The 20059-nt window shown below is 66.7% G+C and carries 13 protein-coding genes; 6 read left to right on the plus strand and 7 right to left on the minus strand.

Going from position 1 to position 20059, the window contains the following annotated elements; translation table 11 throughout:
* Positions 1-44: 44 nt before the first annotated feature.
* The 5 genes from IFT65_RS03485 to IFT65_RS03505 all read right to left on the minus strand — a co-directional run bounded on the left by IFT65_RS03485 (position 45) and on the right by IFT65_RS03505 (position 5575).
* On the minus strand, positions 45-284 hold the full coding sequence (locus tag IFT65_RS03485) for a WGR domain-containing protein (RefSeq protein WP_192080227.1): 240 nt from the start codon (positions 282-284) through the stop codon (positions 45-47).
* 108 nt (positions 285-392) lie between these two features.
* The gene (gene aroB / locus IFT65_RS03490; protein ID WP_192080229.1) at positions 393-1502 is read right to left on the minus strand and encodes a 3-dehydroquinate synthase; all 1110 of its coding nucleotides are present in this window, start codon (positions 1500-1502) and stop codon (positions 393-395) included.
* Complete coding sequence (locus IFT65_RS03495) at positions 1499-2041, minus strand: shikimate kinase (protein ID WP_188324650.1); 543 nt, start codon at positions 2039-2041, stop codon at positions 1499-1501. Before IFT65_RS03495 ends, aroB begins: the two co-directional genes overlap by 4 nt.
* Before the next feature lie 26 nt (positions 2042-2067).
* Entirely contained in the window at positions 2068-4521 is a 2454-nt protein-coding gene (locus IFT65_RS03500; protein ID WP_192080231.1) for a hypothetical protein, read from the minus strand.
* A 226-nt stretch (positions 4522-4747) separates the two neighbouring features.
* Positions 4748-5575 carry a kinase gene (locus IFT65_RS03505; protein WP_192080233.1) on the minus strand — a complete coding sequence of 276 codons (828 nt, stop codon included), beginning with the start codon at positions 5573-5575 and terminating at the stop codon, positions 4748-4750.
* Between the two features lie 40 nt (positions 5576-5615).
* Here IFT65_RS03505 and pdxH point away from each other — a divergent pair, with 40 nt between their 5' ends.
* Positions 5616-6215 (plus strand): pyridoxamine 5'-phosphate oxidase, encoded by a 600-nt coding sequence (gene pdxH / locus IFT65_RS03510; RefSeq protein WP_192080235.1) that lies wholly within the window; start codon positions 5616-5618, stop codon positions 6213-6215.
* Between the two features lie 357 nt (positions 6216-6572).
* On the opposite strand, the gene prpR is transcribed toward pdxH, so the two are convergent.
* Complete coding sequence (gene prpR / locus IFT65_RS03515; RefSeq protein ID WP_192080719.1) at positions 6573-8150, minus strand: propionate catabolism operon regulatory protein PrpR; 1578 nt, start codon at positions 8148-8150, stop codon at positions 6573-6575.
* 155 nt (positions 8151-8305) lie between these two features.
* Here prpR and prpB point away from each other — a divergent pair, with 155 nt between their 5' ends.
* The 5 genes from prpB (at position 8306) to IFT65_RS03540 (ending at position 19479) form a co-directional block, all read left to right on the plus strand.
* Positions 8306-9196 carry a methylisocitrate lyase gene (gene prpB, locus IFT65_RS03520; protein WP_192080237.1) on the plus strand — a complete coding sequence of 297 codons (891 nt, stop codon included), beginning with the start codon at positions 8306-8308 and terminating at the stop codon, positions 9194-9196.
* 30 nt (positions 9197-9226) lie between these two features.
* On the plus strand, positions 9227-10384 hold the full coding sequence (gene prpC / locus IFT65_RS03525; protein WP_192080239.1) for a 2-methylcitrate synthase: 1158 nt from the start codon (positions 9227-9229) through the stop codon (positions 10382-10384).
* A gap of 148 nt (positions 10385-10532) precedes the next feature.
* Positions 10533-13148: a Fe/S-dependent 2-methylisocitrate dehydratase AcnD gene (acnD, locus tag IFT65_RS03530; protein WP_192080720.1), complete on the plus strand. Its 2616-nt coding sequence runs from the start codon at positions 10533-10535 to the stop codon at positions 13146-13148.
* Positions 13149-13176: 28 nt separating this feature from the next.
* Positions 13177-14361: a 2-methylaconitate cis-trans isomerase PrpF gene (prpF, locus tag IFT65_RS03535; RefSeq protein ID WP_192080241.1), complete on the plus strand. Its 1185-nt coding sequence runs from the start codon at positions 13177-13179 to the stop codon at positions 14359-14361.
* A gap of 174 nt (positions 14362-14535) precedes the next feature.
* Positions 14536-19479, plus strand: coding sequence for an alpha-2-macroglobulin (locus IFT65_RS03540; RefSeq protein ID WP_192080243.1), 4944 nt, complete (start codon positions 14536-14538; stop codon positions 19477-19479).
* A 58-nt stretch (positions 19480-19537) separates the two neighbouring features.
* Here the strand turns inward: IFT65_RS03540 and IFT65_RS18640 are convergent, their stop codons facing one another.
* Positions 19538-19900, minus strand: coding sequence for a carbonic anhydrase family protein (locus IFT65_RS18640; RefSeq protein WP_192080245.1), 363 nt, complete (start codon positions 19898-19900; stop codon positions 19538-19540).
* Positions 19901-20059: the final 159 nt, after the last annotated feature.

Here is a 20059-nt window from a genome sequence, read left to right on the forward strand (position 1 = left end):
CGGGCGCTGCATGCAACGCCGTGTGGGAAGAAGGGGGGGCATGCTCACTCGCCGTGCGAGGCCAGCTCGAAGCCGCGGTGAAGCTCGGCATCGCGTGCCTTGGCAAAGGCGGCGCGGGCGTCGGCTTCCTTCAGGTACAGTTCGCGCCGGAGCTGCGAGCGGCCCCCGGCGCGGCCGGATTCGCGCAGCAGTTCCCAACCGCCGAACAGGTCGGCGGCCAGGGTCAGGCGCAGGAAGCGCGGCGTCTCGGTACCGATGGCCGGTTGTTGCAGATGGGCATGCATGGGGCAATTGTAGCGCTGCCCCATGAACGGCGGAGACGCGCGGTGCCTGCAGCGTCGAGCGGTCCTCGGCGGAGAAAGCACCCCGTGCAGGGCGGACCCGCGACAGGATCAGCCAGCCAGCACCGCAAGCACGGCGGCTTCTTCCACATCGGCCACCACATCGGCCTGGCCGATGCCGCGCCACAGCACCAGGCGCAGCCGCCCGGCCACGTTCTTCTTGTCCAGCCGCATGCGTGCCAGCAGTGCGGCAGGCTGTAGCCCCGTGGGAATGGCGGTCGGCAAGTGCAGCGATGTCAGCAACGCAGAAAGACGGTGCTCGTCCGCGGCCGGTGCCCTGCCCATCGCGGTCGACAGACGGGCGGCCAGCACCATGCCGACCGCTACGGCTTCGCCGTGGTTCAGGGCATCGCGTCCTGGCGCCGAGTAGCCCTGTTCGGTTTCGATGGCATGGCCGAAGGTATGGCCCAGGTTGAGCAGGGCCCGCTCGCCCTTCTCAAAGGGGTCGCGTTCGACAATGGCGGCCTTGTGCCTGCAACTGCGCGCGATGGCTTCGGCGAGCAGCGTGGCATCGCCGGCAGACAGGCCATCGGCATGCTGCTGCAGCCAGTCGAAGAAGTCCGGATCGCCCAGTGCACCGTACTTCACTACCTCCGCCAGCCCTGCGCGCAGCTCGCGCACCGGCAGGGTCGCCAGCACGTGGGTGTCGGCGATCACCGCCCGCGGCGGATGGAAGGCGCCCACCAGATTCTTGCCGGCCGGGATGTCCACCGCCGTCTTGCCACCGACCGACGAATCGACCATGGCCAACAGCGTGGTCGGCAGTTGAACGCAGTCCACCCCGCGCATCCAGCAGGCCGCGGCGAAGCCGGACAGGTCGCCCACCACGCCGCCGCCCAGCGCAAAGATGCAGGCATCCCGCGTGGCGCCCAGCGCGGCCAAAGCGTCGATGGCCCGGCCGAACTCGGCCAGCGTCTTGGACGCTTCACCGGCCGGCAGCACGTGCTCGGCCACCAACAGCTCCGGGCGCGCCTGCATCAGCGCGCCACGCACGCCGGCGAGATAAAGCGGGGCCACATCGCTATCGCTGACCAGCAGCACGTGCCGGCCGCGGACATGCCGCGCCAGCGCGTGGCCATCGGACAGCTGGCCCGGGCCGATGGTGATCGAATAAGGATGGTCGCCAGCGACGGCGACGTGCAGGGGGGAGGGTGCGGTCATGCGATCGGGTCCTGTCGCTGCCAGTGCGCGGCCAGCTTGACCACAAGCTGGGACGTGGCTTCGGCAGCGGTGTAAAGGTCGGTATCCAGGGTGAGATCGGCCAGCTGCTGGTACAGCGGGTCGCGGTGATAGGCCAGGTCCTGCAGCACCTGCTCACGGTCCGGGCGCTGCAGCAGCGGCCGCGCCTTGTCCCGCGCCAGTCGTTCCAGTTGCGCCGCGACGCTGACCCGCAGGTAGACCACGAAACCATGGCCGGCGATGGCGGCACGGTTGTCGGCATGCAGCACGGCACCTCCGCCGGTAGACACCAACTGCCCGTGCCCGCCGAGCACGCGCTGCAGTGCCTGCTGCTCATGCCGGCGGAAACCGGCTTCGCCGACCAGATCGAACAGGGTCGGGATGCTGGCACCTGCCGCCTCCACGATGACCTGGTCCAGGTCAACGAATTCCAGCGTGAAACGCTCGGCGAGGCGGCGGCCGATGCAGGTTTTGCCGGCTCCCATCGGGCCGATCAGGATCAGGTTCGGAGCAGGATTCATCGCCGTGAATCCTACCACTTCACCCTCTACAGCCGGGTGCTGCGCAGCTGCGTGCCGCCCAGCGCGATGGGGTGGCACAGGGGAGACAGGCGCTGTGCTTCGGCCAGGGGCGGCAGCAGGGCATCGAACAAGGCATGTAGCCCGGCCAGCCCGGGCTCCAGCGTGCCGGCCGTCGTGATCAGGCCATCGGCGTCGTGACCCGCGGCCAGAGGAGGAGGAGGCAGCCAGTGATGCGCCTCCGCCCTGGCACTGGACGTCTTGTCCGCCATCCTGTGGGCAAGGCGGGTCAGACTGCTGCCATGGGCATCGAGCATCTTCTTCCATGCCTGCGCCGGTGCCATCCGCTGGCCGATCAGGCACTGATAGCGCAACAGCGAGGCGGTCAAGGTGGCGCTGCAGAACACGTCCGCATGCAGCGCTGTGTGGCGTGCATGCTGAAGGCGCGCCCCCAGCCCGAGCGAGGCCAGCGGGACACCGGTAATGGGGAGTCGGCCGTCCACGCTGAAGGTGGATGCCCCGCGCACGGTGATCTGCTGCAGGTGCAGGCCACGGGCGGCAGTGGGAAAGCGCACATCGTCCTGGAACGATGGCCTGAAGAACCGGACGCCCACGGTCACCGCGGTCGTGCCTGCCAGGCTCAGCGCGCCTGCATCACCCAGTACGCGCATGAGTTCATGGCGGGTCTCCGCCGCCAGACTGGCATCGGGCAGCCGCTGCTGCAGCAACGTCAGGATGGTGTCGGTGCTGGTCGCCCCGGTCAGCGTGATCCTGGCCTCGACATAGCGGCCATCGCGCAGGGCATTGTAGTTGCGCTGATGGCTCCGGCTGACGCTGATGGTGACGTCCGTCGTGCCCGCGCCCGCCATGGGCTGTGACGCGCCACCATGGACCGCCATGGTGTCTGTGCGGATGAACTGTTGCAGGGCCTGGTGCGCGTAAAGGGGGCGCAGCGAGGCGGCGTCCTGTCGCAGGACAGGCGAATCACGCACTGTGGCGGCCAGTGCCTGCGCGGCGCTGCGCTGATCGGCGGGCATCACCAGCCAGAGCCAGTTCACCAGCTCCAGCATGCGCGCCAGTGCCTGCTGCGGCGTACGGCAGTTCCAGTCCGCGCAGGTTCGTGCCAACACGTGCTTGAGCTGTCGTTTGTCGATGCCACGCTGCTGCTCCAGTAGCAGGGACTGCAGGCACTGGAACTCCGTCTGTACGCGTTGCAGCGCCTCTTCCCGGGCCGCACCTGCGTGCCCATCATCGACCTGCAAAGCGCTGAAGCGTTTGGCGTGTGAGCCGAGACCGGCGGTGATCCGCTCCCGAAGCTGCCAGGCCAGCGCTCCGCGCTGCACAGGGTCCAGATCCAGGTCGCACAACCACAGGGGCACATCGATTTCCACGCGCAGCCGGCTGCGCGCAGCGGAGATGCCCGCGTTGGCGACGATCGCGTCGGCGGCGGCCTGCATCGAGATCGTGCGTGTGCGGATGCCGACGTCGAGCAAGGGGGCCGGGGAGGGCACCAGTGCATCCTGCGTCAGCGCAGCAAAGGGCGGACTGTTGTCGCCGCCGCAGGACACCAGGGTGGGCATCAAGGGGGCCCAGCGCAGCGCGGCACGTGCGGCGTGGGCCACGCGGTCGTGGGGCGTGGCGCGGCCCAGCGAGACGACGCTGAGCAGGCGCTGGGCCGCTCGGCTGCGCCGTGGCGTGGCGACGGAGCGCCGCGCCCGGAAAGCGGCATAGTCGTGGATCGATGCCGCGCCGTCGTAGCGGGTGTACTCCACGCTTGCCGTCAGGCCGGCGCCGGCCGCGGTACCGGGTGCCAACTGCGCATCGGCCGATACCTCGGCACTGATGACGTGGTGCCGACCGCGCGCGTATTCCAGCGTCTCGAAACAACTGCTCTTGCTGCCGGACTGTGCGCCAACCGAGAGTCCGGCGGTGGCCCCTGTACCGGCCATGGTCAGGCCTACGCCGGCGCGGGCCGAACATCCGAAGGAGGTGCTGCGTTGTGCCCCTGGCGCGCTCATGGGCTTGAGGCGCACACACCAGCGCCGGTGCGACTGCGCTATCCGCACCGGCTGCAGGCCAAGTCGTGCGTGGTCATGCAGTGCCTGCAGGCGCATGCGCTGGATCTCTGGCATTCGCCCGCCGTTCTGCGCTTCGATTTCAACCTTGCACGCCTTGCGTAATGCCACCAGCGCAGCGGCGTCCAGCACGGGCGCGCGTGCACGGTGGGCGATGAGCGCCAGCGACGTCGCGCGATGTGCGTCGGCGCGTTCGAGCGCCGCGCCCAGGTCGCGGATCATCCCGCCGATCGTGTCCGGACATACGGCATCGGCGTCCGGGAAAGGCGTGGGCTTCCGCAGGGAAGGCGTCGACCACGAGGGCGCGTTGCGCACGCAGGAAAGCACGCTGCGCGTCAGGATGTGTGCGCCCTTCGTAACGGCGTTGAAGGTCTGCAGCGTGGCGGCACTACCAGCAGCAAGGAGCACGGTGGGGGTCCGGTCAGGTTGGGATGCGGTAAGCCAAAACCCTAGCCAACCGACCCTGCCGGTGTGCGCGCATTTCTGTGCATATGCAGATGCCCTCGCGGCATGAGGGTGTGCAGGCAGGGTTTCTGCAAGCAGGTAATGCGCGTGCGAATCGCACGTCCCCCTGGAGAGGGGGGACGGGGGGCGCCGGGTGCGTCACGTCGCCGCAGCAATGGTGGTCAGCCCGTCAGCGTACGCTGACGATGGCGCGCTCGGCGTCCAGTGCGATCGTGCGGTCGGCGATGCCGGGCAGCGTACGCAGGGCATGGCGACTCACCCGCTCGTAGTACTGCACGAAACGTTCCAACTGCGGTCGCGTCATCCCGCTGCGTCCGGGCTGCGCGGCCTGCAGATGCTGCTCCTGCTGCCAACGCCAGCGCGGTATGACGGAGAAATCAGGCGGCTGCAGGAACCACAGGCGATCGCAGCGTCGCCATAGTGCGGGGTACTCGGTTTCCAGCGCCGTGTTGCACCAGTGTCGCCAACGTCCGTCCGCATCGGCCTCACGCTCCAATGCGTTGAGAGGGGCGTTCAGCGTGTCGGCCGCTTCAGCGGGCGTGCCGAGGAACCAGCCCTCGAACACAAGCAGATCCAGAGGCGCCGCCAGATGAGGCCACTCCGCCTGCGGCAGACGTTCATCGGCCAGTTTGTCGAATCGTGGCAGGGCCCGCAGCGTTCCCCCCGCAGCGTCATCCAGCACGCTGTGCGCCAAGGCGAGGTCATGGGTCCCGGGTGGACCCCGTGTGAGCAACAACGGATGCACATCGCGCGCCAGCCGTTGGCGTTGGGCACGGGTGAGGTAGACATCGTCGATGGAGAGCGCGGCGGCTCGCAGGCCACGCGCCTGCGCGCGCGCCACGACCTGCGCGGCCAGCGTCGATTTGCCACTGCCCTGCAGGCCGCTGATGGCCAGCACCGGAACCGGGGTGGCGCTCGCCATCGCATCATCGAGCGCCTGCTCTACCAGGGCATCGGGGAAACCTTTCGACGGGGGCGTGTACGCAGCAGCCTTCATGCCGCCACAATAGCCCAATCCAAGTAGGGAACCCGTTGTCATGAGCAATCTGCACGCCGAAGCGCTTTCCACGTTTGCCACGTTGTTTGACGAGGCACGCAAGAGCAGCGAGCTGGAGCCCAACGCGATGACGGTGGCGACCGCCGATCGCAGCGGCCGTCCGTCGGCACGGACCGTGCTGCTGAAGGCGTTCGACGCGCGTGGTTTCGTGTTCTATACGCATCTGGACAGCCACAAGGGCCAGGAGCTCCAGGCCAATCCGCAGGCTGCGCTGTTGTTCCTGTGGCGCAGCCTGCGCGAGGCGGGCATCCAGGTGCGCATCGAAGGGCGCGTCGAGCAGGTGGAGGATGCCGAGGCCGATGCCTATTTCGCATCACGGCCGCGGTTGAGCCAGATCGGGGCATGGGCATCGAGTCAATCGCAGACCCTGGCCTCGCGGGACGAGTTCGACGCGCGGGTCGCCGAGGTCGAGGCGCGCTTCGAAGGCCAGGACGTGCCACGGCCGGCGGGCTGGAGCGGCCTGCGCGTGGTGCCTGACCGGTTCGAGTTCTGGTACGGCGCGCAGTTCCGGCTGCACGAGCGCTGGTGCTACGAGCGCGCAGCCGATGACACGTGGAGCAAGCGACAGCTGTATCCCTGATTGCCCCACGTTGCCCCCCCCCCGCATCCGCGCGTGGGTAGAGCCGACTTCAGTCGGTTGGGCATTACGCGAAGAGCATCGCAGAAGGGTAGAGCCGACTTCAGTCGGCTGGGCGTTACGCGAAGGGCAGCGCAAAAGGGTAGAGCCGACTTCAGTCGGCTGGGGTTACGCGACGGGCAGCCGACCGAAGTCGGCTCTACCGGAGGCCGGGAGTTACGCGAAGGGCAGCCGACTGAAGTCGGCTCTACCGGAGGCTGGGGGTTGCGCGACGGGCAGCCGACTGAAGTCGGCTCTACCTGAGGCTGGGCGTTACGCGAAGGACAGCCGACTGAAATCGGCTCTACCGGAGGCGGGGGGTTACGCCAATCCTGCCGCCCGCAGCCAACGCCACAGGGTGGTGCGTGAGATGCCCAGTGCTTGGGCCATGCCTTCGCGATCATGGCGATGGGTGGCAAGCAACTGCTGCAGGTGGGCCGGCGAGGGGCGCCCCGGCACGATGGCGCCGGCGGCCGCTGCGTCGCCCAGTTCGGGGGCGAGCTCCAGCAGCCGTGCACGGCTGACGGGGCCCTCGCTGGGCTGCCAGTGAATCCGCAGGCGGTCCATCAGATTGCGTAGTTCGCGCACGTTGCCGGGCCAGTCGGCGGCCGCGAGCGCCACCATGGCATCCTCATCCAGGGGAGCGTCCAGGCCTCGCAGTTGCTGGAAGAACGCGCGTGCCAGCAGGGGGATATCGTCGCGCCGCACGCGCAGGGCGGGCAGGGCGATGCGCAGTGTCGCCAGCCGGTAATAGAGATCGCGACGGAACAGGCCCATCTGCACCCGCTGCTCCAGCGATTGCAGCGTCGCCGCAACCACCCGCAGGTTGACCGGCGTCGGTTCGGTCGAGCCCACCCGCAACACCTCGCGCTCTTCCAGGACCCGCAACAGCCGCGTCTGCAGCGGAAGCGGCAGTTCGCCGATTTCATCCAGGAACAAGGTGCCGCCATCCGCGGCTTCCACCAGGCCGATACGTCCGCCGCGGCGGGCGCCGGTGAAGGCGCCATCGCTGTAGCCGAACAGTTCGGATTCCAGCAGCGACTCGCTGATGGCGCCGCAGTTGAGTGCAACGAAACGTCCGCGACGACCGCTGTCCGCATGCAGCTGACGGGCTACCAGCTCCTTGCCGGTGCCGGTCTCGCCGCTGACCAGTACCGTGCTGTCGTGTGGGGCATACAGGGCGATCTGCTTGCGAACGTCCTGCATCACCCGGCTGTCGCCGAGCAGCACCTGCCCGTGGCCCGGCGGGCTGCTGCGCCGGGGAATGCGCGCGGTGCGGGTCACGGAGCGCGCCAGGGTATGCGTCAGCTCCAGAGCATGCTCGAACGCTTGTCGCACCGAGTCGGCCGAATACAGCAGCACGCCCTGCAGACCGGCGGCTTCGGCGTGATCGATTGCCATGCCGGTGCCGACGATCACCTCGATCCCGTTGGCGCGCAGATCCGCGATGCAATCGCGCGCATCTTCCCGGGTCACGAAGCGGCGATGTTCGATCTGCAGGCCGAAGCTGTCCTGGAAGCTGCCGAACGTGGGCACGTCACTGGCGTGGGTGACCAGCCCTATGCGAGGTGCGATGCGCCGTGCCCGTGCGAGCGCCTCCATCAGGTCGAAGCCGTTGGCCTGGATCGGCACCAGCGGCACGTCCAGCCGGCTGCGCAGCCAAGCGGCGTTGGAGCCGCCGGCGATCACTACATCGCAGTGCTCCTGGCGCAGGCGCTGGTTGATCACGGCCACGGCTTCTTCGAAGCCGAGGTTGATCTGTTCGATGCGCGCGCGGCGGTCGAACTCCGGGATCACGTCGCCGAGCAGTCCCGTCAGGCGAGACACGCTCACGGTCCAGATGACCGGTCGGGAGGGATCGGCCTCGGCGGCAACGAAGGGGAGGCGGGGCAGATGCATCACGACCGGCTCATCGAGAGAGGCGTTTCATGATACAGGTGTTTCAGTGTTTCATATGTTCCATTGCGTAGCAGGTACGTTGTCATTCAAATCAATGACTTGGCAGTTGGCACGGAGTTTGCGCTTGTTACCCTGACCACTGAAAGGATCGCTTCATGACTGCCTCTCCCGTATCCGCTGGCACCCGATTCCGCGACGCGCTCGCGGCCGAATCTCCGCTGCAGGTAATTGGCGCGATCAACGCCAACCACGCGCTGCTGGCCAAGCGCGCCGGCTACCGTGCCATCTACCTGTCCGGTGGCGGCGTCGCGGCCGGATCGTTGGGCCTGCCGGACCTGGGCATCAATACGCTCGAAGACGTGCTGATCGATGTCCGCCGCATCACCGATGTCTGTGACCTGCCGTTGATGGTGGACATCGATACGGGCTTCGGGCCAAGCGCGTTCAACATCGCGCGCACGGTCAAGTCGCTGATCAAGGCCGGCGCCGCCGCCTGCCATATCGAGGACCAGGTCGGCGCAAAGCGCTGCGGTCATCGTCCCGGCAAGGAGATCGTGTCGCAGGAGGAAATGGTGGACCGCGTGAAAGCCGCAGCCGATGCCAAGACGGATCCGGCGTTCTTCCTGATCGCGCGCACCGATGCGATCCAGGTGGATGGCGTGGACGCCGCGATCGAGCGCGCCATCGCCTGTGTCGACGCGGGTGCCGACGGCATCTTCGCCGAGGCGGCCTATGATCTGGAGACCTATCGTCGTTTCGTCGATGCGGTGAAGGTGCCGGTGCTTGCCAACATCACCGAGTTCGGCGCTACGCCGTTGTTCAGTCGCGATGAGCTGGCATCTGCGGGTGTGGCCATCCAGCTGTTCCCGTTGTCCGCCTTCCGCGCCGCCAACAAGGCCGCCGAGAACGTGTACGAAGCGGTGCGCCGCGACGGCCACCAGCGCAGCGTGGTCGACGCCATGCAGACGCGCAATGAACTCTATGACCGCATTGGCTACCACGCGTTCGAGCAGCAGCTCGATGCGCTGTTCGCCGCCAGGAAGTAACCTGCTCTCACGATTTCCGGGAGGAAAACCATGAACGAAACCACCGCTACCCCGACCTTCAAGCCGAAGAAGTCCGTCGCGCTGTCCGGCACCGCCGCCGGCAACACCGCCCTGTGCACCGTAGGGCGCAGTGGCAATGATCTGCGCTACCGGGGCTACGACATCCTGGACCTGGCCACGACCAGCGAGTTCGAGGAAATCGCCCACCTGCTGGTGCACGGCAAGCTGCCCACCCGGGCCGAGCTGGTCGCTTACAAGGCCAAGCTGAAGGCACTGCGCGGCATCCCGGCGTCGGTGAAGGCCGCGCTGGAAGAGCTGCCGCCGTCGGCCCACCCGATGGACGTGATGCGCACGGGCGTGTCCGTGCTCGGCTGCGTATCGCCGGAGAAGGACGACCATAATCATCCGGGCGCGCGTGACATCGCCGACAAGCTGATGGCCTGCCTCGGTTCGATGCTGCTGTACTGGTACCACTGGAGCCACAACGGTCGCGCCATCGATGTGGAAACCGACGATGACTCCATCGGTGGCCATTTCCTGCACCTGCTGCACGGCGAGAAGCCACAGGATTCGTGGGTGAAGGCAATGCACACGTCGCTCATTCTCTACGCCGAGCACGAGTTCAATGCGTCCACGTTCGCGTGCCGCGTGATCGCCGGCACGGGCAGCGACATGTTCAGCGCCATCGCGGGCGGCATCGGCGCATTGCGTGGCCCGAAGCACGGCGGCGCCAATGAAGTGGCGTTCGAAGTGCAGAAGCGTTACGACACGGCCGATGAGGCGGAGGCCGACATCAAGGCACGCGTGGAGCGCAAGGAAGTAGTGATCGGTTTCGGCCATCCGGTGTATACGGTGTCCGATCCACGCAACAAGGTGATCAAGGACGTGGCCCGCGAGCTGTCCGAAGAACAGTCCAGCACGAAGATGTACGACATCGCCGAACGTCTTGAGACGGTGATGTGGGACATCAAGAAGATGTTCCCCAACCTGGACTGGTTCAGTGCGGTCAGTTACCACATGATGGGCGTGCCGACGGCGATGTTCACCCCGTTGTTCGTCATCGCACGCACCTCCGGTTGGAGTGCGCATGTCATCGAGCAGCGCATCGATGGAAAGATCATCCGTCCGAGTGCCAACTACACCGGTCCGGAAGACCAGGCGTTCGTGCCGATCGACAAGCGCGCCTGATGCATGATGTGCACCCGCGTGAAGGGTGCACTGCGGAGCGGGACGGCCTGGCCGTCCCGGCTTCGTTCTGGCGTCGCAGCGCCCTGTTTGCCGGCGAAGCGACACCCGGCCCGCCAACGATCAAGAGCCAGCCATGAACAGCCCCGTTTTGAACACCGAATACCGCAAGCCCCTCGCCGGCACGACGCTGGACTATTTCGATACCCGTGCTGCGATCGATGCGATCCAGCCCGGTGCCTATGCCACGCTGCCTTATACGTCGCGCGTGCTGGCTGAAAACCTGGTGCGCCGTTGTGATCCGGCCATGTTGGAGCCGTCCCTGCGGCAGCTGATCGAGCGCCGCCAGGACCTCGACTTCCCGTGGTTCCCCGCGCGCGTGGTGTGCCATGACATCCTCGGCCAGACCGCCCTGGTGGACCTGGCCGGGCTGCGTGATGCCATCGCCGATGCGGGCGGTGACCCGGCCCGGATCAATCCGGTGGTGCCCACCCAGTTGATCGTCGACCACTCGCTGGCCGTGGAATATCCCGGCTTCGACAAGGCCGCGTTCGCGCGTAATCGCGCCGTCGAGGACCGCCGCAACGAAGACCGATTCCACTTCATCAACTGGACCAAGAAGGCCTTCGAGAACGTTGACGTGATTCCGCCGGGCAACGGGATCATGCATCAGATCAACCTGGAAAAGATGTCGCCGGTGATCCAGATACGCGATGGCGTCGCGTTCCCGGATACCTGCGTCGGCACCGACAGCCACACCCCGCACGTGGACGCACTGGGGGTGATCGCCATCGGTGTCGGTGGCCTGGAAGCAGAGAGTGTGATGCTCGGTCGTGCTTCGTGGATGCGTCTGCCGGACATCATCGGGGTGGAATTGACGGGTCGACCGCAGCCGGGCATCACCTGCACCGACATCGTGCTGGCGCTGACCGAGTTCCTGCGCGCGTCGCGCGTGGTGGGCGCATGGATCGAGTTCTTCGGCGCGGGTGCGAGCGCGCTCAGCATTGGCGATCGCGCGACGATATCCAACATGACGCCGGAGTTCGGCGCGACCGCTGCGATGTTCTCCATCGACCAGCAGACGCTGGACTACCTGCGCCTGACCGGACGCGAAGAGGCCCAGATCGAGTTGGTGGAGACCTATGCGAAGGCGACCGGCCTCTGGTCCGACGACCTGGGGCAGGTGCGGTACGAGCGTGTGCTGCAGTTCGACCTGTCCAGCGTGGTGCGCAACATGGCGGGACCGTCCAACCCGCACAAGCGCGTCGCCACCAGCGAGCTGGCCGCACGCGGTATTTCCGACGAGGCCAAGCTGGCGTCCGGCAGGGTCGAGCAGGCAGAGGGCCTGATGCCTGACGGCGCGGTGATCATCGCCGCGATCACCAGCTGCACCAATACCAGCAATCCGCGCAATGTGATCGGCGCGGCGCTGCTTGCGCGCAACGCGAACCGTGCCGGCCTGACGCGCAAGCCATGGGTGAAGAGCTCGCTGGCCCCCGGTTCCAAGGCCGTGCAACTGTACCTGGAAGAGGCCGATCTGCTGGTCGAGCTGGAGCAGCTGGGTTTTGGCATCGTGGGATTCGCCTGCACCACCTGCAACGGCATGAGCGGCGCGCTGGATCCGGTGATCCAGCAGGAAATCATCGACCGCGACCTGTATGCCACGGCCGTGCTGTCGGGCAACCGGAACTTCGATGGCCGCATCCATCCTTACGCCAAGCAGGCCTTCCTCGCGTCGCCGGCGCTGGTGGTGGCCTACGCCATCGCCGGTACGGTGCGCTTTGACATCGAGAAAGATGCACTGGGCACGGATGCGCTGGGCAACCCGATCACCTTGAAGGACCTTTGGCCGAGCGACGAAGAGATCGATGCGGTGGTCAAGGCCAGCGTCAAGCCGGAACAGTTCCGCAAGGTGTACGAGCCGATGTTCACCTTCAAGGTGGAGCACGGTGCGCCGATCAGCCCGTTGTACGACTGGCGGCCGCAGAGCACTTACATCCGCCGACCGCCGTACTGGGAAGGTGCGCTGGCGGGCGAGCGCAGCCTGACGGGCATGCGGCCGCTGGCGGTGCTCGGTGACAACATCACCACCGATCATCTTTCGCCGTCCAATGCGATCCTGGCCAGCAGCGCAGCCGGTGAGTACCTGGCGAAGATGGGCCTGCCCGAGGAGGACTTCAATTCCTATGCGACCCATCGCGGCGATCACCTGACCGCCCAGCGCGCCACCTTTGCCAACCCGAAGCTGATCAACGAGATGGCGGTGGTGGACGGCGTGGTGAAGCAGGGCTCGCTGGCGCGCGTGGAGCCGGAAGGCCAGGTACTGCGCATGTGGGAAGCGATCGAGACCTACATGCAGCGCAAGCAGCCGCTGATCATCATCGCGGGTGCCGATTATGGGCAGGGCAGTTCGCGTGACTGGGCGGCAAAGGGCGTACGACTCGCCGGCGTGGAGGCGATCGCGGCAGAGGGCTTCGAGCGCATCCACCGCACCAACCTGATCGGCATGGGCGTGCTGCCGCTCGAGTTCAAGCCGGGTGTCACCCGCCTGACTCTGGGCATCGATGGCACGGAGACCTTCGATGTGGTCGGCGAGCGCGTGCCACGGGCCGAGCTGACGCTGGTGATCCATCGCCGCGACGGGGGCCAGGTGATGGTGCCGGTGACATGCCGCCTGGATACCGCCGAAGAGGTGTCCATCTACGAGGCCGGTGGGGTATTGCAGCGCTTCGCGCAGGATTTCCTCGAGGCGACCCAGGTCGCCTGATGCCTTCATTCTTCCAGGATCCTGTCTCATGAATGATCTCCCGCAGCGCCGCATTCCCGCCACGTACCTGCGTGGCGGTACCAGCAAGGGGGTGTTCTTCCGCCTGCAGGACCTGCCGTTCGCCGCGCAGCTTCCCGGCCCGGGGCGCGATGCGCTGCTGATGCGGGTGATCGGCTCGCCGGACCCGTATGGCAAGCACACCGACGGCATGGGCGGGGCGACGTCCAGCACCAGCAAGTGCGTGATCATCTCCAGCGCCAGCGTGCCGGACCACGATGTCGACTACCTTTACGGCCAGGTCTCCATCGACACTGCATTCGTCGATTGGAGTGGCAACTGCGGCAACCTGAGCACCGCCGTCGGTCCTTTCGCCATCAGCAATGGCTTCATCGATCCGTCGCGCGTGCCGCGTGACGGCGTGTGCACGGTGCGCATCTGGCAGGCCAACATCGGCAGGACGATCATCGCCCATGTGCCGATGCGCAATGGCGAGGTGCAGGAAATGGGCGACTTCGAGCTGGACGGCGTGACCTTCCCGGCGGCGGAGATCCAGTTGGAGTTCCTGGACCCGTCCGACGGTGACGAAGGCGCGGCCCTGTTCCCGACCGGTAATGTGGTGGATGACCTGGAGGTGCCCGGTGTCGGCACGTTCAAGGTCACGATGATCACGGCGGGCATCCCCACCATCTTCCTCAACGCGGCAGACCTGGGCTACACCGGGACGGAACTGCAGCCGGCGATCAACGAGGACCGCGCAGCGCTGGAGAAATTCGAGGCGATCCGCGCCCAGGGTGCGGTGCGCATGGGCCTGATCGGAGACGTGTCACAGGCCGCAACGCGACAGCACACGCCCAAGGTTGCGTTCGTGGCCCCGGCGCAGGACTTCGTTTCGTCCAGCGGCAAGACCATTCCGGCCACCGCCATCGACCTGCATGCGCGTGCGCTGTCGATGGGCAAGCTGCACCACGCGATGATGGGAACGGCCGCGGTGGCGATCGGCACGGCCGCGGCCATTCCCGGCACGCTGGTCAACCTGGCGGCAGGCGGCGGCACGCGCGAGGCCGTCACCTTCGGCCATCCGTCCGGCACGTTGCGGGTGGGGGCCCAGGCGTCGCAGGTCGACGGCCAGTGGGTAGTGACCAAGGCCATCATGAGCCGCAGCGCACGGGTGTTGATGGAAGGGACGGTGCGGGTGCCGGCCGACACGCTTTGAAGCGGTAGTGACGCCTTGACGTGGTAGTGACGGCCGCTGGCCGTCAGCGCGATGCCCGTTGACGGCCAGCGGCTCTCACTACCCTGTCGGATGCGGATGACGGATGACGGCCAGCAGCCGTCACTACCGGTGCAGGGAGGGGCATAATGCCCTCCTTGTTCAAGGAGTGACGACATGACCGGTCCTGCGCGGCTTCGGAAATGGGGGTGGGCGACGGCCCTGCTGGCAGGAAGCCTGCTGGCGGGACTGGTCGGCTGCAACCGCAATGAAAGCGGTCAGCTGCCTGCCGCCAGCGGCGAGGCGATCACCGCCAAGGCCGAGCAGGTGACCGAGTTCGTCCTGCTGCGCGCTTACCCCGACCAGAAGAACGACGGTCTGTCGCTGGCGCTGGAGTTTTCGCGGCCGCTGGTCGGTACGCAGGATTTCGACGCGCTGGTGCGCTTCGAAGAAAAGGTCGGCACCGAAGACAGCAGCTGGACCCTGTCCGACGACGGCAGGACGCTGCGCTATCCGTTCGTCGAAGCGGCCAAGGAATATTCACTGGTGGTGTCCGAGGACCTGCTGGCCGCCGATGGCAGCCGGCTTGGCAAGGAACTGCGGCAGAAGGTCTTCAGCGGTGAGCTGAAGGCGGTCGCCGGCTTCGCTTCGCAGGGCAGTGTCCTGCCGGCCCGTGACAGCCGCGGCCTGCCCGTGGTGTCGGTCAACGTGCCGGAAGTGGACGTGGAGTTCCTGCGGGTCCGCGAAAAGGAGCTGCCCACGTTCTTCAGCCAGTACCAGCGCGGCGGCCGCCGTGGCAGCTGGGAGCTGGACAGTGATTACAGCGAGCGCACCCCGATCAGCCGTCTGGCCGAGCCGGTGTACGTCAACCGTTTCATCCTGGGTGGCAAGCAGAACGGACGCGTGCTGACCTACCTGCCGACGCAGGACATCAAAGAGCTGCAGGAGCCAGGGCTGTATTTCGCCGTGCTCAAGCGCACCGGTGCCTTCGATGGCGAGTTCGACACGGCGTTCTTCAGCGTCAGTGACATCGGCCTGCATACGCGGGCCTACAAGGACAAGCTGTTCGTCCATACCGCCTCGTTGAAGGACGGTTCGCCGCTGAAGAAGGTCGACGTGCGCGTGCTCGATGGCAAGGGCGAGGTCGTTCTGCGCGGCAGCACCGACGGCAACGGCAATGCGCTGCTGGATTACACGCTGGATGCCAGCCACGTGCTGGTGGCAGGCAGCGGCAAGGACACCAGTTTCATCCCGTTCAACCAGCCCGCGCTGGACCTGAGCGAGTTCGCCGTCGCCGGCCGCGACAATGCCTGGTTCGATGTATTTGCCTGGTCCGGGCGTGACCTGTATCGCCCGGGAGAAACGATCAGGCTGTCGGCGCTGCTGCGCGACAACGATGGCAAGCCGGTCGCAGCCGGCAAGGATGCAAAGGACGCCAAGGCCCGCCAACCCGTGTTCCTGCGCCTGAAACAGCCCGACGGCAAGATTTTCCGCGAGACCCAGCTGCAGCCGGGCGCGCAGGGATACTTCAATTTCGAGCAGCTGATCCCCGCCGACGCGCCGACAGGCCGCTGGCAGGTGGAGTTCCGTACCGACCCGGCCAGCAAGGAAGCGATCCAGGGCATGACCCTGCGGATCGAAGAGTTCCTGCCGGAGCGCATGAAGCTGGACCTGGACAGCCCGCAGAAAAGCCTCAAGCCGGGCGCTGCGCTGCGCCTGCAGGCAGACGGCGCGTATCTGTACGGCGCGCCGGCCGATGGCAATCGGCTGACCGCGCGCCTGGCCGTGGCGGTGGAGCAACAGCCGGTGGAGGGTCTGCCAGGCTATTTCTTCGGCGACCCGACCGTGGCATTGCCGCGCGAAGCAAAGGATGTGCTGGATACCGAGCTGCCGGCCAACGGCTCGCTGAAGCAGGATATCGACCTGCCGGAAGAGGCAGCCAAGGCGAAGACGCCTGTGGCGGTAGTGCTGTCGGGCAGCCTGTATGAAACTGGTGGCCGCACCGTGAACCGCTCCTTGAAGCGGGTGATGTGGCCGGCTGCGGCGCTGGTCGGCGTGCGCCCGTTGTTCAACCCTGACGACGGTGCAGATGCCAACGGCACCGCGCGCTTCGAGCTGATGCGCGTGGATGCGGCAGGCAAGCCGCAGCCCGCGAAGGGCCTGAAAGTCACCCTGGTACGCGAGTTGCGTGACTACCACTGGGCATTCAACGACAACCGCTGGGACTACGATTTCACCCGTCGCTTCGAGAACAAAGACACGCGCACCGTCGATGCGGGTACCAGCGCGGTGGCCTTCGACGTGCCCGTGGAATGGGGTGAGTACCGCGTCGATGTATTCGACCCGGCGACCGGACTGACCAGCCGCTATCCGTTCCGGGCGGGCTGGAGCTGGGGCGATGACAACCGCGGCCTGGATGCGCGCCCGGACAAGGTCAAGCTGGCGCTGGACAAGACCGGCTACAAGGCCGGCGACACACTGGAAGTGACGGTGACGCCGCCGCATGCCGGACGTGGCGTGCTGATGGTGGAGACCGATCGCATGATCTACGTGCAGGACATCGACGCCAAGCCGGGCAGTACGTTCAAGATTCCAGTCACTGCAGACTGGGAGCGGCACGACGTCTACATCACCGCGCTGGTGTTCCGCGGCGGCAGTGCGCCCAGCAAGGTGACGCCGGCGCGGGCCGTGGGCGTGGTGCACGTACCGATGGACCGCAAGGCACGGACGGTAGCGGTCGGTCTGGTCGCACCGAAGCAGATGCGTCCGGAGCAGGACCTGCCGGTGACGGTGAGTGCGCCGCAGCTGGCGGGCAAGTCCGCCTACGTGACGGTGTCCGCCGTGGACGTCGGCATCCTCAACATCACCCGGTTCCCGGTGCCGGACGCGGCGGCGCATTTCTTCGCACAGCGTCGGCTGGGCATCGATGCGTATGACATCTACAGCCGGGTCATCGAGAGCTTCGACGGCAGCAGCGGCAAGCTGAAGTTCGGTGGCGACATGGCGCTGGCGGCGTTGCCGCAGGCCAAGCGGCCCACCGCGCGGGTACAGACCGTGGATCTGTTCACCGGCCCTGTGCAGCTTGATGCCAAGGGCAATGCGCGCATCCGTTTGAAAGTGCCTGACTTCAACGGCACGCTGCGGGTATCGGCGCTGGTCTATTCCGATGACCACTACGGCAAGCGTGACGTGGAGACGGTAGTGCGCGCCCCGATCCTGGCCGAGGCCAGCATGCCGCGCGTGCTGGCGCCGGGTGACCGCAGTACGGTGACCCTGGATGTGCAGAACTTCACCGGAAAGCCCGGCCAGTTCAACGTGCGGGTGGACACCGACGGCCCGTTGAGCCTGGGCGAGGGTACCCGCAGCGTGCAGCTGGCTGCCGACGCCAAGAGCACCCTGAGCTTCCCGCTGAGTGCGCGTGACGGGCACAGCGTGGCCAAGGTGCGCGTGCGCGTGGAGGGCAATGGCTTCAAGGCGGACCGCCGCTATGAACTGCCCGTGCGCGCGGCATGGCCGCAGGTGCTGCGTTCGCAGGTGCGTACGCTGGATCCGCTGGCCGCGGTGAACCTGGACAGCACCCTGCTGGACGGGTTGATGGCCGAGTCGGTGACCGCACGCCTGCTGGTCAGCCCGCTGCCGCCGATTCCGTTCGCCAGCGCGCTGCAGGGCGCATTGAACTATCCCTATGGCTGTGCCGAGCAGACCACCAGCAAGGGCTACGCCGCCCTGATCCTGGACCAGGCGACGTCGTCGATGCTGGGCGCCGATGGCCTGGATGCGAAGGTCCGGCGTGAGCGCATGGAGGGTGCCTTTGGTCGACTGGCGTCGATGCAGGTGGCCAACGGCAACTTCTCGATGTGGGGTGACGACGGTTACGTCAATCCTTGGCTGACGCCCTACATCACCGAGTTCCTGCTGGATGCGCGCGATGCCGGTTTCGCTGTGCCGGACAACGTACTGCAGAAAGCGCTCAACCGCCTCAGCGAGGATCTGCTGTCCGGGGGCAACCAGTTCTATGGACAGGATCGCCGCGACAACCTGAAGTTCGCCAACCAAGCGTATTCCGGTTATGTGCTGGCACGGGTCAACCGTGCGCCGCTGGGCACCCTGCGCACGCTGTATGACAACGAGCGGGCCAAGGCCATCGGCGGGCTGCCGCTGGTGCACCTGGGCGTTGCGCTGTCGCTGCAGGGCGACCGCAAGCGGGGTGAGGCCGCCATTGCCGCTGGCTTCGCCAAGCCGAGCAGCGAGCGGCCGTCCTACTTCGGTGACTACGGCAGTGCGATCCGCGACGATGCGTTGATGATCGCGCTCACGCACGAGCACGGCCTGGCCACGTCGGCCTGGGACGCCCGTTCGGTCGACCTGGGCCGCGAGCTGGATGCGCGCCGCAACAGCGGCTGGATGTGGCTGAGCACGCAGGAGCAGGTGGCGATCGCGCGATTGGGCAAGGCGCTGGCCGCCAACCAGAAGAAGCGGGTGGCCGGCGAGCTGTTCATCGGCGCGCAGTCCGAAGTCATCAGTGAGCGCCGTCTGTTCGGCCGCAGCTTCGATGCGGCTCAGCTGGCCAGCGGCGTACGGTTCAGTCCCACGGGCGAGCCTCCGATGTTCGCCAGCATCGATGTTGCCGGCATTCCGCGCACCGCGCCGGCGCCGGACAACAGCGTGATAGGCGTGGAGCGCAGCTGGTTCGGTACCGACGGTAAGCCCTGGACGCCGCGTCCGTTGAAGGAAGGCGAGGCGCTGATCGTGCGGGTCACGGTCACCCCGGACGGCACGATGCCTGACGCGCTGCTCATTGACCTGCTGCCGGCCGGCCTGGAGATCGAGAACTTCAACCTGGGCGATGCCAAGCAGTGGGCCGACGTGGTGGTCGACGGCATCGGCATCAACGACCGCAGCGATGCGGCCCAGGTGCAGCATGAGGAGTTCCGCGACGACCGCTACGTCGCCGCGCTGAAGTTGTCGCGCGGCAGCAAGGCGACCGTGTTCTACCTCGTGCGTGCGGTGACGCCGGGTACCTACACCGTGCCACCCTCGTTGGTGGAAGACATGTACCGGCCGCAGCTGCGGGGCGTAGGCCGGAGCAATCCGTCGACGATCACGGTGGTGCAGCCGTGATCGCGTGCCTGGTGGCAACGCCGGATGGACTGCGCACGCAGCCCATCCGCGCGGCGGATCACGGCGCGGCCGGCTCGTCGATGAGCGCGCGTTTGTTGAATGACTGGATCGGTCGCGCCTTGTGCGGGAACACAAACCGCAGCGCGTCCAGCTGCTGCCGGGAGAGGGTCTGCGGTTCCATTTCGATGTTCCACAGCACGCCTTCGGTGCACGGCGGCGTGGTCAGTGAACCGGTGTAATGGACGACGCGGGAGTGGTCAGGCAGCAATCGTGCCGGATTGATGGGGGCGTACAGGCGGATATGCTCGCTGGGCGTGTGCACGTGGAACTGGGCCAGCGTGAACGTTTCACCGTCAAGCGTGATGGTGTTCGCGCCACCCGGCTGCGGCGTCGCCTGCAGGGTGTGACCGTTGTTGATCACCTCGAAGCGGGTGTCCTGTTAATCCGATTCAAGTGCGGACTTCGCGCCGTGCTGGATGTCGCTGCTCAACAGATCGATGGGCGACTGCTGGGGGCCGGCACAGGCAGGCGCGATGCCAGCCCACTGGGACGGGCTGGCCAGGTTGTCTTAGCCCCAGTG

The organism is Stenotrophomonas sp. CFBP 13725 (assembly GCF_014841935.1).
Classification (GTDB): Bacteria; Pseudomonadota; Gammaproteobacteria; order Xanthomonadales; family Xanthomonadaceae; genus Stenotrophomonas.

Coding starts and splice junctions, on each gene's coding strand:
- prpC (WP_192080239.1), top strand. CDS start 9,227: ATGAACGAAACCACCGCTACCCCGACCTTCAAGCCGAAGAAGTCCGTC.
- IFT65_RS03505 (WP_192080233.1), bottom strand. CDS start 5,575: ATGAAGGCTGCTGCGTACACGCCCCCGTCGAAAGGTTTCCCCGATGCC.
- aroB (WP_192080229.1), bottom strand. CDS start 1,502: ATGACCGCACCCTCCCCCCTGCACGTCGCCGTCGCTGGCGACCATCCT.
- IFT65_RS03485 (WP_192080227.1), bottom strand. CDS start 284: ATGCATGCCCATCTGCAACAACCGGCCATCGGTACCGAGACGCCGCGC.
- pdxH (WP_192080235.1), top strand. CDS start 5,616: ATGAGCAATCTGCACGCCGAAGCGCTTTCCACGTTTGCCACGTTGTTT.
- prpB (WP_192080237.1), top strand. CDS start 8,306: ATGACTGCCTCTCCCGTATCCGCTGGCACCCGATTCCGCGACGCGCTC.
- prpF (WP_192080241.1), top strand. CDS start 13,177: ATGAATGATCTCCCGCAGCGCCGCATTCCCGCCACGTACCTGCGTGGC.
- IFT65_RS03540 (WP_192080243.1), top strand. CDS start 14,536: ATGACCGGTCCTGCGCGGCTTCGGAAATGGGGGTGGGCGACGGCCCTG.
- prpR (WP_192080719.1), bottom strand. CDS start 8,150: ATGCATCTGCCCCGCCTCCCCTTCGTTGCCGCCGAGGCCGATCCCTCC.
- IFT65_RS03495 (WP_188324650.1), bottom strand. CDS start 2,041: ATGAATCCTGCTCCGAACCTGATCCTGATCGGCCCGATGGGAGCCGGC.